The following is a 15,199-nucleotide window of genomic DNA, read 5'->3' as shown; positions in this document are numbered from 1 at the left end:
GAATTACTGAGCAATGCATAGACTTATCGAAAATGGCCTGATGTTTGGCAACCTGATCCGGGTGGATAGCCCGATTTTGGTGGAACGGTACAATCGTGCGCTGAAGCATCTGACGCGGTTCGAGACGACTTTGACCGACTTTCACATCGACATCTCCGGCTATTCTCCCGAGATCGGCGATGAATTGGGCGATGACCAATATCTGAACCACGCAGGTGTGAACCGGCAGTTCATATTGCTGACGACGGAGCAGAAAACCGCGCCTTTGCTGAATGCGAAGTTTTCGACGTCGCGCGGTATTCTCAAGCAATTCATCTTGGATAACGAAAGCCAGTTGTTTGCCCTGACGACACGGGACGCAGTCGCAGGCGAGTTGGTGAATTCAGTTTACCACGTCGAACAGCCTGCGCGCTTGTTTGATATTCGTAAAGTCACTGTCGAAGCGGATACGACCCAAGGGACAGTGGCAACGGCGCATAAGCTGCGCGAGATGATCGACGACTTTAAGACCAAACAAGACGCGTGGTTTGACGATGTTCTGATCGGTCGAATGATCAGCTTGGCCAAGGAAACAGGTGACGTGACGCGCAATCCGGTCACGCTGGCCTCTGCTGAATTTGGGCAGGATAACTTTTGGACAGCGCATTTCGGCGGAATGTACATTTTCCGTGGTGTCGAACATCCTGCCGCAATCATTCACGGTGACAAGACGGCGTTGAAAGACCTACCAATCGCGTTTGAGTTTGATTTCGACGAACGGCGCGGGATTGCAAAGTTTCTTGAACTGAATGATCTGGTGGAACCCATCGTGAAAGCACGCGGCGTTGATGCAGCTGCGATCTTGCACCAGAAAATGGATTTCATGGTGGCCGAGGTTGCGGCGACCATGGAGGAAGACCTGACAGGTGCGACCCGCCGCGATCTGCGCAACTTGGGGCGACGCTATGCGAAACTGTTGCCGGAGGCGTGGCAGGGCCTTGCCGCACTTGCACGTTGGGCAGAAGAAGACGGCCCTTGGCCTAAGATCACGGCGGATCATCCGGCCTATTTCTATACGCTGCGGGCCAAAGATCATGCAGACGCTGATCTGGTGAACATGCTGCTTGCCGAACTATCGCCACTGGATATCCGGCAATTATTCATTTGCCACAAAGAGGCGTTCTATCAAACCTATGCCACGTGGTCGGACAAAAAACGCGCCTACGTCGTCGACTTTTTGGTTCGTGAATATCAGGTCGATAAGGCCGGAACGCGCGAGGCATTGTTTGGACACGAGGCGCCGATGGAAGAACCCAAGGCCGCACCCGCACGACCTGCGGGACCATGGACAAACAAGGGTGGGTATGAAATCCGCCACGACGTGATAGAACGCGTAGGCCCGTGGGGCCGTGTGGGAAGGAAATAGACAATGGGATTGGTCAGGCTAGTCGTTTTTGGATTTATCGCGCTTGGCGTTATTTATCTTTCTATTTCAGTCTATTCACGGTCAGTGCGCCGCGAAAAGCTCGAAAATGAATACGACGAAAACCCGATTGCGAACATGACGCGCAAGGAATTTGTCGATAAGGGCGTTCAAGCCTACAACAACAGCTTTCGGCCGAAACTGATTGCTCTGGTCTTTGTGATCCCGCCGCTTGTCGTGGCGACAATCATTTACTTAACAAACGCGAATTGAGGTCCAATATGCGCCGTTTCCGTATCATCTTTCGTGTCCTTCTATTCGTGATCCTTGGATCATTTTTCCACTACGTGCTGCCGCAACATGACGTTGTGCAAATCACGCAAGTGGAAACCAAGCGGACCGACTTTGGTGGCTTTAACAAATGGTTCTACTCGCAAGCCGACATCGGCAGTGCCGTGCTGGAAAACCGCGATATTTTCTACATTTACGCAGATCGCAAGAAGACGTTTCTTTTTGGTCTCGTCCAACGTGATTCCATCGGGGTCAGCGTCTACCGGAACGAAGATACGGGCTGGATTTGGCCGCCGTATTTCAAGTTCGACAGCTCTAACCTGCAGGCTGAAGCGGCGAGCCTTGCGCGTAGGGATGCATCTTCAGAGAACGGGAATTGGTCGGTGGTTACGCATTATGGCTGGCGTATTCCGTTTCTGTCGATTTTCCCAAACGCGGTTAGTGTAAAACCCGCGACAGGGCCGGATCATCAGGTCATCCCGTGGTTTAACATCTTCTTCTTCATCGCGTTGATCATCGGCTTTTTCTTTGTGCGGGCGATGTGGATGCAATTGCGTGAACGGTCCGTCGATCCACTTCTGGATAGCGCGGGTCATCGGTTGGACGAGGTCCAAGCGGGTGTTGCCAAGCGTCAAAGCGGGGTGAAGCGCTGGATGAACACATGGCGGTCCAAAGACAACCAGCGTTGATCCAAATGTAGGCTGCGCCTACGACATAATTGAAAAAGGGTGGGGGGCTTTGCAGCCTCCCACCCTTTTTTGTCTCGCGAAATCTGCGTGCGTTATTCGCCGTAAGGCACCCAGACGTTTTTGACCTCTGTCGCCTGCATCAACGTTTCTTTGGTCGTTGGTGCCTGTGTGATCCACGTCCGCTTCAGGTTCGTCGCACTGCCCGCTTCGATTGTCGCTGCAAGGTCCTGTGGTGAGAACGACCAAACCGCGTCGATGTCCATATGTTTGCCCATATGCGGTGCCAGTTCGGCATGGTCGCCCGTGATGATATTGACGACACCAGCTGGCACATCAGACGTTTCCAGGATTTGGTAGAAATCCGTTGCCGCGAGCGGAAATGGCCCGCTGGCCACAAGCGTGATCCGGTTACCCATCGCGATTGCAGGCGCCATCGCTTGGATCAGGCCCAATAGCGGAGTGTCGTCGCAAAGTGCTGCGATTTTGCCGACCGGTTCTTTCATGGCGATGGCCACGCCGCGCACAGGCACTCCGTGCACCTGACCGTCGTATTTGTCCGCCCAAGCCGCAGCTGTGAACAGCGCTTGAATGGATGCTTCGACCTCTGCCGTGCCGGATTTTCCTGTCATGGCTTTGATCCGGTTTGCAAATTCGTCGGCCCGCGCGGACAGGTTTTCGGCGATGTAGTAGAGGATTTGCGCCCGCAGATGCCCCGTCGTCTTGGACCAGCCTTTGGCCGCGTTCATGGCTTCAACCGCGTTGCGCAGATCTTTGCGGTTCGCAAGCGACACATCACCCAGACGCGCCCCTTTTGGTGCAAAGACCGCTTGGCTGTAGCCGCCATCGGGACGTGCTTGTTTGCCACCAATATACAGTTTCGCAGTCCGGTCCAGCGGATCACTAGGTGCATCGTCGCCAGTAAACGCAGCAATCGCTTTTACCGGTTTCGCGGTTGTTTTCGGCTTCGTGTAGCCAGCCAGGCCTTCCCAGCCGCCTTCACGGCCAAAACCGCTTTCGCGCACGCCGCCAAAACCTGCTGCGGCGTCCATCATGTTGGTGCCGTTGATCCAGACGATGCCTGCGGCCAGTTTTGGGGCCATGTCCAGCGCCAGATTGATATTCTCGGACCAGACCGACGCGGCGAGCCCGTAGCGGGTGTTATTCGCAATTTCGATCGCTTCGGATGGCGTGCGGAATGTGGTTGCCGCGAGGACCGGACCAAAGATCTCTTCCTGCATCAAGGTGGACGCGGGCGACAGGCCTGTGATCAGGGTCGGTGGATAGAAACAGCCCTCGGGTGCCGCAATCTGGAACGTTTCGCCGTCCGTGTTGTCGCTGACCATTTTGGTGATCTGCTGCAACTGGATCGGGTCCACAATTGCGCCCACGTCGATGCATTTGTCCAAGGGGTTGCCAATGCGCAGGCCTTGCATGCGGGCTTTCAGCTTGGCGTAGAACGCGTCGGCGATGGTTTCTTGCACCAAAAGCCGTGAACCCGCGCAGCAGACCTGACCTTGGTTAAACCAGATCGCGTCAACCAAACCTTCGACGGCAGAATCTATATCCGCGTCGTCAAAGACGATATAGGGCGACTTGCCCCCCAGTTCGAGAGACAGCGCTTTGCCGCTGCCAGCCGTTTGTTCGCGGATGATCCGGCCTACGGCTGTGGAGCCTGTGAAGGCGATCTTATCGACATCTGCGTTCACCAAAGCCGCACCCGTGTCGCCGTCGCCGGTCACGATGTTCACGACGCCCGCTGGCACGCCTGCTTGGGTGCAGATGTCTGCAAACACCATGGCGGACAGTGATGTGTATTCAGCAGGTTTCAACACAACCGTGTTGCCCATCGCAAGCGCTGGCGCGATTTTCCACGCGAGCATCAGCAGCGGGAAATTCCAAGGAATGATCTGGCCGCAGACGCCCAAAGCTTCGCGGTCGGGCAGTTCGTCGTCCATCAGTTGGGCGAATCCTGCGTGGTGGTAGAAATGGCGGATCGCTTGCGGCACGTCGATGTCGCGGGCTTCGCGGACCGGTTTGCCGTTGTCGAGCACTTCCATCACCGCCAAAAGACGGGAATGTTTCTGCATCAAACGGGCGATGGCGTATAGAACGCGTGCACGTTTGTGGCCGTCCTTCGCCCATGCGGGCTGGGCTTTGCGCGCCGCTTTGACGGCTTCGGTGACTTCGTCGGCGGTGCCTTTGGTCACACCGGCAAGACGTTCACCAGTCGCCGGGTTCGTTGACGCGAAATCATCACGCAGCGCACCCCATTTCCCGTTGATGTAATGTCCAGCGATGCCGCCTTTGTCGGACAGCCATTGCAAAGCCTCGGCTGAGGATTCAGGGGCTGGGCCGTAGTCCATGGTGTCGAAAATTTCTTTGATGGTCATCGGCTTATCCAATCGGGTGGCGGTATTGGGCGGAATATGCGCCGGTCACGTGGTGTTCGAGTTGGCGTTCGATATCGCCCAGAAGGGACGATGCGCCGAAGCGGAACAGATCAGGCTGGAGCCAACGATCACCAAGTTCGTCCTTGATCATGGCAAGGTAGACCAAAGCATCTTTCGCCTTGGAAATACCGCCCGCGGGTTTGTAGCCGACCTTGATGCCGGTCCGTTCTTGGTAAGCACGGATCGCGCGGATCATGGTTAAGGTGACAGGCAGGGTCGCGTTGACAGGTTCTTTACCCGTTGATGTTTTAATGAAGTCAGCACCGGCCATCATGCAAACGTGGCTGGCACGGGCGACATTGCGCAATGTGCCAAGCTCGCCCGTTGCAAGGATCGCCTTTACATGTGCTTCACCGCAGGCTTCGCGCATTTCGGCCATTTCATCGTATAACGCCTGCCAGTTTCCGTTCAGAACATGACGGCGGCTGATCACGATGTCGATTTCTTCGGCACCGGCAGCAACGCTTTCGCGGATTTCTTGAATACGTAGGTGGAATGGGGACAGACCAGCAGGGAAACCCGTCGACACGGCAGCGACAGGAATGGACGTGCCATCGAGCGCTTTCACAGCGGTTTCAACCATATCGTGGTAAACGCAAACGGCACCCGTCGTCAGGCCTTCCATTCCCAGCTTTTCCAGCAGAGCGGGGGACACGGGCTGTTTAGCCTTCGCGCATAAGCGCTTCACGCGGTTCTCGGTGTCGTCACCGGACAACGTGGTCAGGTCCATGACGCTGATCGCTTTGCACAGCCACGCGGCCTGATAATCTTTTTTGACGGACCGCCGACCCGGCAACGTTGCTGCGCGGCGTTCAATGGCGGACGTGTTTGCCTGAACAGATTTCACCCATTCCAAATCCAACGGAATACCGTCGTTACGGGGTTCGTGAACCTGAGGGAGCTGATCGGGCGTCGTGTGTGTTTGGCTAAGCGTTTGCATAGTGCCTCCGATACGTCATGCGAGCGTTGCATGAAGGTCCTGTCTTGGCAAGTTTTGACCTTTTGGTCAAATGCTATTCTGGTTGGACGACGTGACGTTGCTTGTCTGCCCGATATTGAGCGGGCGTTACACCGTATTTTGCGCGGAACAATTTGTGGAAATGCGACAGGTTCGGCAAACCAATTTCCGACGCAATTTCCGACAGTGGATCGCTTGACCCCGTCAAAGACCGTGCCGCGTGCTTCATACGTAAGTCGTTGATATATTGCACAGGTGTTAGACCGCTGAAGTGCTTCATCGTCCGGCTGACGTGCGGATGCGCCTTTCCTGTCAGTGCGACAAACCCCGCTGCCCCTTGCCGGAAAACGGCGGGGTCTTGGGCATCGGTGTAGGCTTTCGTTAGCCACGCTGGTGCATCCGTGAATTCTGGCGCATCCAACAGATCAACGAGCAAAGGTAGCAAAAATGCCTCTGCAGCAAACGCATCGCAAGGACTGCGTTCAAGGCGCATGGCTGCTTGGTTGAGCGCCGCTAACTGGCGGGTATCGCGCGAAAATGTGCGGATCGTCGGGACCTGTAAGATGTTCGCGCAGGGGGCATGGCGTTTCACGATGCCGCTCGTCAGTTTTGTCGACAAACACAGCATGACGACCATGGCATGTTCACCTTTGCCTTGCAGTGCATGCGTTTGCCCTTTTGGCACGACGACAAGCGTGCCTTCGGAAAGCGTGTCGACGCCGTCGTCCGCATGATGCCGGATGATCCCGTTTTGCACCCAAAACATTTCGACATAGTCGTGTGTATGCAAAGATTTCGGGCGGCGCGGTAGGACGGTTGCACGTGTTAAATGAACGGCTTGTCCATTTGCGAGAATCGATTTTTGGCGCATGGTATGTGTCATAAGGTAAACCTAGCAGATCACTGTAAAACGCAAAGCCTATTGATGTTTGCGCAAACGGAACCGATGACATTTCAAACGCCGCAGTTTATGGCAGGGCGAACCTGACACAGACCGGACATTGCCATGACTTTTGATCGCTCCATCAAGATTGCCCCTTCGATCCTTGCCGCCGATTTCGCCAACTTCGGCGCGGAATGCGAAGCGGTCGAGGCACAAGGCGCGGATTGGATCCACGTTGATGTGATGGACGGGCATTTCGTCCCTGCGATCACCTTTGGCGCGCAGACCTGTAAGGCGTTGCGCCCGCACATTAAAACCGTGATGGACGTGCATCTGATGATTTCACCTGTTGACGCATACCTCGAAGGATTTGCGCAAGCTGGTGCCGATGTGATCACTGCCCATGTCGAAGCGGGGCCTCATATTCACCGCACATTGCAAAACATTCGGGCCTTGGGCTGCAAAGCAGGCGTCGCCCTGAACCCCGGCACCCCTGCAGAGGCTGTCGCCGATTTGTTGGACATGGTCGATTTGGTCTGCGTGATGACCGTAAACCCCGGTTTCGGCGGGCAAAAGTTCATCGATATGACCACAAAAATCGCAAAACTGCGGGCGATGATTGGCGACCGTCCGATCCACATTGAAATTGACGGCGGCGTTGACCCGAAAACTGCACCTTTGGTCGCAGCAGCCGGGGCCGATGTTTTAGTCGCAGGGTCTGCGGTGTTCCGTGGTGGATCAGTGACTGATCCGGCCCCTTACGGCGAGAATATGCGCGCTATTCGGGCTGCTGCGTCTCAGTCTTGATCGCGGCAAGGGTGCGGGCGACTGCACCCTTTTGGCTGGCAAAAAAGGCGGTTGCGGCCTGCGACGTGGGAATGGCGTCTGACCGCAACAGTGCAATCAAAGCCTCTGAATCGGTAACCTGAACTGCGGCATCCGCGGCAAGCGCTTCGACAATCGGGAATTCAATCGTCCATGTGTGCGGCCCGACAATGACGGGTTTGCCAAGCGCCAAGGGTTCCGAAATGTTGTGCGCACCCTTCGTCACAAAGCTGCCGCCGATGATCGCGGCGTCACACAGGGCAAGGTAGAAATACATCTCGCCCATGCTGTCGCCCAGAATGACATCGACGTTCGGATCGCCGATAAGCGTCAGATCACTGTCAAAAAGGTCAGAGCGGCGCGCGACTTTTAGGCCCGCTTCGGTCAGCATGTCGAAGGTTTCATCAAAGCGCTCGGGCGCTCGGGGAACATAGATATACAAGCGGTCTTTGTTTGCTTTGATGGCTCGGATGTAAGTGTCGTCTTCGCCTTTCACGACACTCGTAATGGTCACGGTGGGGCGATTTATGCCGGCCTTGATCGCCGCCCCCTTAGATACGTGATCCGACGGGATCGGTTGATCAAACCGGAGTTCACCTGTGACATGGATGTTCGGACACCCAGCCTGCGCAAAGCGGTCGGCTTGCAGATCTGATTTCAAGAAAGCACCGGCGAAGCCGCTGTGCAGATCAAAACGCCATTTTGATTTTTCAAGATCTCTGGTGAAGGATTTAAGCGGGTATTGCGCATTGCATGCAAAAAGGGCGATGCTGTTTTCTGCGGCACTGCGGATCATTTCTGGCCAGATTTCGATTTCCATGACCAACCCGTAACGGGGGCGGAAGGCGGAAAAGAAACGGCGAAAAGTCCATTTGAACTCAAGCGGGATCCAGATCACCTGCACGCGCCCCTCTGCAATTTCGGTCGCGAAAACCCGTTCGGCTTCGCGTCTGCCTGCGGGCGTGAAATGCGTCGTGACGATTGTGTTGCCTTCATCCAGCAACCGTTGAATCAGCGGCACGGCGGACCGCAATTCGCCTAGGGAAACGGCATGCACCCAAACAGGGCTATCAAGGCTTTTGCGGTAGAAACCAAAGCGTTCCGCAATGTGCCGTCTGTAGTCTGGATCGCGGCGACTGCGCCAAAACAGATAGGCAATCGCGAACGGTAGCCCAACAATCCACAGCAATTTGTAGAGTAGGAAAAAGCGGCGCAGCGCAAGCGTTGGGAAATCAGACATGATTAGGCACCATTTTTGTAAGTGTATGCGCCAAGGTTTTTGTCTCGTCTGCCAGTGTCTTGCGCAGCTCATTTGATGCGGCGGCCATTGCAGGCAAGTCACTATTCAACGCATCGACAATTTCACGGGCCGAGCCAATGCCGATCGCTCCATTCGCGTCTAGCGCCTTGAAATCGGACGCGAAATTCGCGGTTCGCGGGCCATGTAGGATCGCGGTGTCCAGCGCTACGGCTTCCCAAGGATTGTGCCCTTCGGTGTCGTTATTGGTGCCGCCGATCAGGGCCGCTTGGGCCAAGCGGTACACCAATCCAAGTTCGCCAAACGTATCCATGACCCAAACGGCAGCGGTTGGCCCTTCGCCTGCCGCGCGATTGGTGTGCGGCAATGCGATGTTGATGGGTTCATCTGGAAAGCGCGGCGCGATAATCAGTAGGGCGTCGGACCTTGTCTGCATCAGGTCGGTTTGTGCGGCCAGTGCAAGCGCCACATCCGCGGGATGTGCGGGCGCAGTCGCCCAGATGAAACGACCAGCCGTGATCTCGCGAAGCTGTTTATGCTCTTCGACATCGCATTGAAGTGGCGGTGCGCTTGATTTCAGTGATCCCGTGACCGTCACAGCCTTCGCACCCAGTTTCGCCAAATGATCGGCAGTTTGGGGATCTTGCGCCGTGATCTTCCGCATCTGATCATAAATAAACGTAAATGTCGTTTGTGATCGCGCGTGTTTTGCATAGCTTTTGGCGTCCATCCGCGCCGCAATCAGACATTGCGGGATGCCGCGCTGCGCTAGATCAACGACAAAACCGGGCCAGATGTCCTGTTCCACCCAGATGCAGAGATCAGGCTGCCAATGGTCCAAAAAACGGCGTCGGTAGTTAGGGGCATCCAACGGCAGAAATTGGTGAATCGTGCGGGGTGGGGCGTTGTCGGCAAATGCTTGCGCGCCTGCCCGCGTACTGGACGTCACAAGGAAATGCGCATCGCAGTTTTGTGCCATTTCGGTGATCAATCCGCGCAACGATAGGACTTCGCCCAAACCCACCGCATGCAGCCAAATCAGGGTGCCACGTGGCCGCGCGGTGCTGGGTTCCCCGCGTTTTTCGGTCCATCGGGTCGTGTGTTCCTTACCGCGTGCGACCCGTCGTTTGAGGTGCCGTGTCGCGATCAGCGGTACAACGCGCGTCGCACCCAGATAGGCCCGCAGGCTCAGGGGCATTTTAGTCGCCGTCATGGAACCGCTTTTGCAGATCGCCAGTCCAGAACGTGTCTGATTGCAGAATATCGGCGAACCGCGCAGCGGCTGATCCTGCGCCGAACCCTTCATCACGCGGGTGGCGTTCGCCCCAATGATCTTGCAAGAAATCCGCGATCTTTTGCATCTCGTTCGCATTGGCAAAATGCACCGATGCGGCCTTGGCCCGGTCGGTTTGGCGAGTGCCAATGTCGAGCGACGGCAGCCCCAAGAATGGCGCCTCTCGCACCCCCGCTGATGAATTGCCGACCATGCATGCCGCGTGTTTCATCAGTTCCGAAAAATAGGCGAACCGCATGGATGGCAGAATGCGGAAACGTTCAGTTGGCAGTGCCGCGATTGCGTCGAAAATGCCTGTGCTGCCAGGGTCGTTGTTCGGTGCAATCACGACGAAATTACGCCCCGACGCGTCCAATGCGCCGAACATGTCGCGGGCTTGGGCGGCCATCGTATCCGCTTCGGATGTGACGGGGTGGAACACGCAGATACCGAATTCATCGAACGGGATGGCGTAGCGATCTTTGACCTCGTCCAACGACACACCCGAAGGCCCCGCATGAAAATCAAGCTCTGGTGATCCGATCACATGAATCGCACCTGTATCTTCGCCCAGTGCTTTCACGCGTCGCGCGGCGTCCTCGGAACTGACGAAATGGTGGCTGGCCAGTTTCGAATTACAATGGCGGTAAATTTCGTCAATCGTGCCAGAGACTTCGCCACCCTCAATATGGGCAGACCGAATGTAATTTGTGGCGCAAACCAGCGCACAGGCTAATGCTTCGACCCTATCGCCATGAATAACCACAAGATCGGGTTTCGCTTCGCGGACGAAGTCGGAAAAGCCGGTGACGGTTTTCGCAAGAATAATGTCCTGCGGATCGCCTTCCCTTTGATTGAGGTATTCGTGCACGGTCACGCCCGGCACGCGTTGCACTTCCAGCTTGGTCAAACCGTAGCGGGACAGCATGTGCATCCCCGTGGCAAAGAATGAAACGGTCAGACCTGCATCCCGCGCAGCAATCGCAAGCGGTTCAAGCTTTCCGAAATCAGCACGAGTTCCGGTGACAAACAGGATTGATTTAGGGTCAGACATGTTCATCAATCCGTGCATCTACTTTGGCTTTAAAGGCATGTGTCGCATCACGCACGATATCACGCATCTCGGGGCGGGCGATGGCGTTTTTAATCTCGCTTGGCCAGTTCTCTGGCGTGGCGTAATGCGGTGATTGCCGATATCCGCCGAACTTGTTCGAAAACGGGACGCACAGCGTCTTGCGGCCCATCAATAGCCCCCAATAAACTCCGTGATACGAATTCGAGATAACTGTCGCGCCACTGCTTATAAAACGCAGGGCGGAGTCCAAGTCTTTGCATTCGTTCGTCAGCACAGGGATGTGGTCCGGAATGTCCAACCCCATCTTCGCGGTCTTACCGCCGTGCGCGTAGAAGACGACGTCGTGTACTGGTGCGTCGGGAGCGTCAAATTGATGGGCCATACAGCTGGGGCAGGGCGCATAGGTGTACCGTTTGTCACCGAAGTCGCGGCTCCCGATCAGATCCATGGATCGGCGCGATTTCATGTAACGCCAAGACAACGGGAACGATTGAACGGTGCCCACGCCCCACGCGATATTCACGGCATCCTTGTCACGCCTGACACCCGCGTATTTTGACAAACCGCCAAAGATTTTACCGCCACCATAGATACCAACATCGTAGGCAGGCGTGTCGCCGTTGCGCACATCTGAAACAGTCGCATCGCCCCAATCGAAGTAATCAAATGGGGAACAGGACCGATCCCCGATATTGTCGGTTTCGCGCAGGTGTTGAAAATGCAGCTTCATGACTTGCGTCCCAAGATGTAACCATTCTTCGTAAGCCAAAAGAAGCGGCGGAAATAGTTCGCGGCCTTCAACCTGTAATGGGGAAGCCGCTGCAATGGCGGAAGTTTCCGGCGCAACCCATGTGCTGTGCCGGTGATGGAACTGGTGCCGCCATCATCAACGTGACTGCTGAAGGGCTCTAACCCGAATTGACGGAAGTTGTGTTTGAAGAACCGGTTCAGTTCATGGTCCAACGCACGGGTTTGCGGCCAAAGGCCCGGCAATACTCGTTCTGCGACCGATTTGTGGATCAGATAAGCCGCGTTGCCCGTAAATGGGCCGACATAAGCGTTCAGCGTGTACGGCCCGATCTTGCCCTGCGCGACGGGCATTTTTGCACGGATACAGTTGAAGCGCAGGGTGTCCCATTTGCCAGACTGCGCCAAAGCCAGATCAAGACTGTCGCGAAAATCATTGTGAAACACGACATCGTCTTCCAAGATCAGCGCGATTTCATGATCGGACGCGATGAAAGCTTCCCACACCTTTGTATGGCTCGCAAAAACGCCCAGCTTTCCGGGCAATAGGTTGGAGCCCATATTGCGTTGGTAGGCGGCTTCATCGGCGTTTTGGATCAATGTGTCGTAATGGTCTTTCCCGTAGACAGCCGCAAAGCGTTGGAAAGGCAGGCCCATCGCATCAAGCTGGGTTGCCATTGCTGACATGCGGTCACTGTCTTGGTCCAGATTGATGACCCAAACCCCGATATCTGCGCGGGTATGGGTCACGAAAGATCGCTCCACTTCAGTTGCGTGTTGCGGGTGACTGCACGTGTCAGGGTTTTGCCGACGACTTTATCGAATTCATAGCCTGCGATTTCGCCCGATCCGGGGCGGCGTGCCCAGATATCGGATTCGCGGATCACGTGGCCTGCGACCAGATCGCGGTCGGCCACGACAGACGCACGGGCAAAGGCATAAACCGGACCTTCGGCGTCGGTGCGTTGTTTGGGGTTATGAAGGGCCGTGTGAATTTCGCGAGACCGGTCAATGATGTGCCGCAATTCAGAGGGGTCCATGGAATTGATAATGTCGGGACCTGCGCGGTAACGGCTGTCTGTATAATGGCGTTCCAAGATACACGCACCAAGGGCGACAGAGGCAAGCGCCATTTCCGGCCCAATTGAATGATCTGAAAAGCCGACAATCGCGTCGGGGAAGGCGGCCTTGAGATCAGTCACACCTTGCAGCGACACAATTTCTGGCGGCGACGGGTAAAGGTTCGTGCACTCCAGCAGCGCGTATTCAATGCCGGCGTCTTCAAGGATTTGAACTGATGCGCGGATCGTCTCGATGGTTTGCATGCCGGTGGACATGATCACTGGTTTGCCCTTGGCGGCGATGTGACGGATCAGCGGCAGATTGTCCGCTTCGCCCGACCCGATTTTATAGGCAGGAACATCAAGCGTTTCGAGAAAATCAGCAGCAGCGCGTGAGAACGGTGTCGAAATCCAGATCATGCCCAGTTCTTCGGTGTAGCGTTTCAGCTCTGCTTCGTCTTCTAACGACAGGGCGCAACGCTCCATCACGTCCCAGATCGACACATCCGCATTGGGTGGGAAGATTTGCTTGGCCTCTTCGGTCATCTCGTCGCTGACGATATGGGTCTGATGCTTGATCATTTCGCATCCGCTACCCGCGGCGAGGCGCACCATTTCTTTTGCGACATCCAGGTCGCCGCCGTGGTTGATCCCGATTTCTGCGATCACGAGAGGCGGGTGCGATGGTCCGATTTTGCGGCCTGCGATATCCATGTGTGTTTCTCACTTATCCTGCTTTGCTTTGGTCTACGAGGTTTGTGAGGGCAGGGCAATTGGGGGCCAGCCCCCAAACCCCCGGGATATTGAGGGCCAAAAGAAGGAGAGGGGCGTTTATTGTCAAAGAGCGTGGAATATTGCATCAGCGAGACCTTGAACGAAGGACGATACCATGGCGAAGCGGCCCCACGAAATCGACACCCCTGAAGGCCGCGCGCGTGCGTTGCGCCAGTTCGATTGGCAGGACCACGACGTCCTACGTCGGAAGTGGCACAATTTTGAAGCGGTGGCTGATGGCGTCTACCGGTCGAACCAGCCGTCACCGGATCGCTTTGCGGCTTACGCGGAAATGGGGATCAAAACGATCTTGAACTTGCGCGGCGGTTTGAAAGAACCGTTTTACCTGTTTGAGAAAGAAGCCTGCGATGCGCTGGGTCTGAAGATCGTGACAGTTGGCCTAAGCGCGCGCAAAGCCCCGCAGAAGATCCGGCTGGTTCAGTTGTTTGAAGCCTTTGAGGCGATTGAAAAACCGTTCCTGATCCATTGCAAGTCAGGCGCGGATCGGACCGGTCTGGCGTCTGCATTCTATCTGCTGGCCTATAGCGATGCAGATGACGACACGGTGCGCGCGCAGCTGAGTTTCCGTTACCTTCATATCCGCAAGTCTTCGACGGGCATTCTGGACTATGTGCTCGAAACCTATCTTGCCCGTCGCGCCCAAGACCAGATTGATATTCGGACTTGGGTAGAGACTGAATATGACGAAGACGAAACCAAAGCGGGCTATGCCGCGATGAAGGCCAAACAGAAACTGTGGGAAGGCTGGTAAGTCTAACCCTTCAGTCCATTCGCAATCTGGCGCCCCATCAGGAATTCAATGATCTCCCAGTCGATGGGGCTGTCCACATCAAGACCTCGTTCGTTTGGTACTTCGTAAGGGATCACACGCCCTTCAAATAACGACTTTGCCGTGCGCAGATAGTCGGGGTTCAAAACATAGACCAACCCGACGTGATCCAAGACCTTCGGTGCTTGCTGCCGTGCGACGACCCCTCCGGGCAATGGTTTGGACACATGCAGGCTACCGGTCTCGTCCAATTCCAGAATGTTGAAATAGGGGTTCTTCCGGCTTTCGCAGCACGACATCACCATGTCCGGCTTTTCGGTCTTATATAGTGTCAGGGCGCCGTCCAGATCTTCCTGCAATCGCAACGGTGATGTGCAGTCGAGATCAATAAAGGTACTGACGGGTCCAGTGATCTTTTCGACTTCTTCTAATGCATGCTGCCAAACACCCCATTTACCAGCGGTATCATTGGCAAGGTGGGCTGGGCGGATGCCGATATCCAAACCGCCACGTTTCAGGCCATGCTCGTAGATTTCCGGATCATCAGAAGAGACGACAACATGATCGACGTCTTGAGAGGCGAACAATTGGTCCAGCGACCAATCAATCAGGGGTTTGCCGTGAAGTTGTTTGAAGTTCTTGCCCGGAACGCCCTTGCTGCCGCCGCGCGCGCCAATGTGACCAATGATCATGTCAGTTCTCTTTCTTTTTGGTGCCTTGTTC

15 protein-coding genes are annotated in these 15,199 nt (G+C 55.6%); 5 read left to right on the top strand and 10 right to left on the bottom strand.

All coding sequences use genetic code 11. The features are described from left to right. Positions 1-13 precede the first annotated feature (13 nt). From AC0L7R_RS14415 to AC0L7R_RS14405, 3 genes are read left to right on the top strand one after another with little or no spacing between them, the layout of a single operon-like run. Positions 14-1,405, top strand: coding sequence for a DUF6638 family protein (locus AC0L7R_RS14415; protein WP_473657565.1), 1,392 nt, complete (start codon positions 14-16; stop codon positions 1,403-1,405). Positions 1,406-1,408: 3 nt separating this feature from the next. After that, positions 1,409-1,675, top strand: a complete 267-nt coding sequence (locus AC0L7R_RS14410; protein WP_473657564.1) for a hypothetical protein — start codon at positions 1,409-1,411, stop codon at positions 1,673-1,675. An 8-nt stretch (positions 1,676-1,683) separates the two neighbouring features. Then, positions 1,684-2,382, top strand: a complete 699-nt coding sequence (locus AC0L7R_RS14405) for a DUF1523 family protein (protein WP_247127247.1) — start codon at positions 1,684-1,686, stop codon at positions 2,380-2,382. A gap of 92 nt (positions 2,383-2,474) precedes the next feature. Here the strand turns inward: AC0L7R_RS14405 and AC0L7R_RS14400 are convergent, their stop codons facing one another. The 3 genes from AC0L7R_RS14400 to AC0L7R_RS14390 form a co-directional block, all read right to left on the bottom strand. Further along, complete coding sequence (locus tag AC0L7R_RS14400) at positions 2,475-4,772, bottom strand: aldehyde dehydrogenase family protein (protein WP_473657563.1); 2,298 nt, start codon at positions 4,770-4,772, stop codon at positions 2,475-2,477. A gap of 4 nt (positions 4,773-4,776) precedes the next feature. Continuing rightward, a complete protein-coding gene (deoC, locus tag AC0L7R_RS14395; protein ID WP_473657562.1) occupies positions 4,777-5,772 on the bottom strand; it encodes a deoxyribose-phosphate aldolase in 996 nt (331 codons plus the stop codon). A 73-nt stretch (positions 5,773-5,845) separates the two neighbouring features. After that, entirely contained in the window at positions 5,846-6,673 is an 828-nt protein-coding gene (locus AC0L7R_RS14390; RefSeq protein WP_473657561.1) for a helix-turn-helix domain-containing protein, read from the bottom strand. A gap of 123 nt (positions 6,674-6,796) precedes the next feature. Here AC0L7R_RS14390 and rpe point away from each other — a divergent pair, with 123 nt between their 5' ends. After that, positions 6,797-7,480, top strand: a complete 684-nt coding sequence (gene rpe / locus AC0L7R_RS14385) for a ribulose-phosphate 3-epimerase (protein WP_473657560.1) — start codon at positions 6,797-6,799, stop codon at positions 7,478-7,480. Here the strand turns inward: rpe and AC0L7R_RS14380 are convergent. The 6 genes from AC0L7R_RS14380 to AC0L7R_RS14355 are packed head-to-tail and all read right to left on the bottom strand — an operon-like array spanning position 7,452 to position 13,626. Next, positions 7,452-8,738, bottom strand: coding sequence for a glycosyltransferase N-terminal domain-containing protein (locus AC0L7R_RS14380; protein WP_473657559.1), 1,287 nt, complete (start codon positions 8,736-8,738; stop codon positions 7,452-7,454). The two genes, rpe and AC0L7R_RS14380, sit on opposite strands and share 29 nt — an antisense overlap. Next, positions 8,731-9,969, bottom strand: coding sequence for a glycosyltransferase N-terminal domain-containing protein (locus AC0L7R_RS14375; RefSeq protein WP_473657558.1), 1,239 nt, complete (start codon positions 9,967-9,969; stop codon positions 8,731-8,733). Before AC0L7R_RS14375 ends, AC0L7R_RS14380 begins: the two co-directional genes overlap by 8 nt. After that, entirely contained in the window at positions 9,956-11,083 is a 1,128-nt protein-coding gene (neuC, locus tag AC0L7R_RS14370) for a UDP-N-acetylglucosamine 2-epimerase (protein WP_473657557.1), read from the bottom strand. The genes AC0L7R_RS14375 and neuC overlap by 14 nt, the downstream gene beginning before the upstream one ends. After that, positions 11,076-11,834 (bottom strand): glycosyltransferase family protein, encoded by a 759-nt coding sequence (locus AC0L7R_RS14365; protein WP_473657556.1) that lies wholly within the window; start codon positions 11,832-11,834, stop codon positions 11,076-11,078. Before AC0L7R_RS14365 ends, neuC begins: the two co-directional genes overlap by 8 nt. Beyond that, positions 11,831-12,601 carry a glycosyltransferase family 25 protein gene (locus AC0L7R_RS14360; RefSeq protein WP_473657554.1) on the bottom strand — a complete coding sequence of 257 codons (771 nt, stop codon included), beginning with the start codon at positions 12,599-12,601 and terminating at the stop codon, positions 11,831-11,833. Before AC0L7R_RS14360 ends, AC0L7R_RS14365 begins: the two co-directional genes overlap by 4 nt. Next, on the bottom strand, positions 12,598-13,626 hold the full coding sequence (locus tag AC0L7R_RS14355; protein ID WP_473657553.1) for an N-acetylneuraminate synthase family protein: 1,029 nt from the start codon (positions 13,624-13,626) through the stop codon (positions 12,598-12,600). Before AC0L7R_RS14355 ends, AC0L7R_RS14360 begins: the two co-directional genes overlap by 4 nt. A gap of 175 nt (positions 13,627-13,801) precedes the next feature. Between AC0L7R_RS14355 and AC0L7R_RS14350 the strand changes: the two genes are divergently transcribed. Further along, on the top strand, positions 13,802-14,458 hold the full coding sequence (locus AC0L7R_RS14350) for a tyrosine-protein phosphatase (protein ID WP_473657552.1): 657 nt from the start codon (positions 13,802-13,804) through the stop codon (positions 14,456-14,458). 2 nt (positions 14,459-14,460) lie between these two features. Here AC0L7R_RS14350 and AC0L7R_RS14345 read toward each other — a convergent pair whose 3' ends face one another. Then, positions 14,461-15,168, bottom strand: coding sequence for a cytidylyltransferase domain-containing protein (locus tag AC0L7R_RS14345; protein WP_473657550.1), 708 nt, complete (start codon positions 15,166-15,168; stop codon positions 14,461-14,463). Positions 15,169-15,199: the final 31 nt, after the last annotated feature.

This window comes from Yoonia sp. D2-7, from assembly GCF_055809435.1.
The sequence above is the reverse complement of the archived record's forward strand: the minus strand, read 5'-3'. Positions and strand labels throughout refer to the sequence as shown.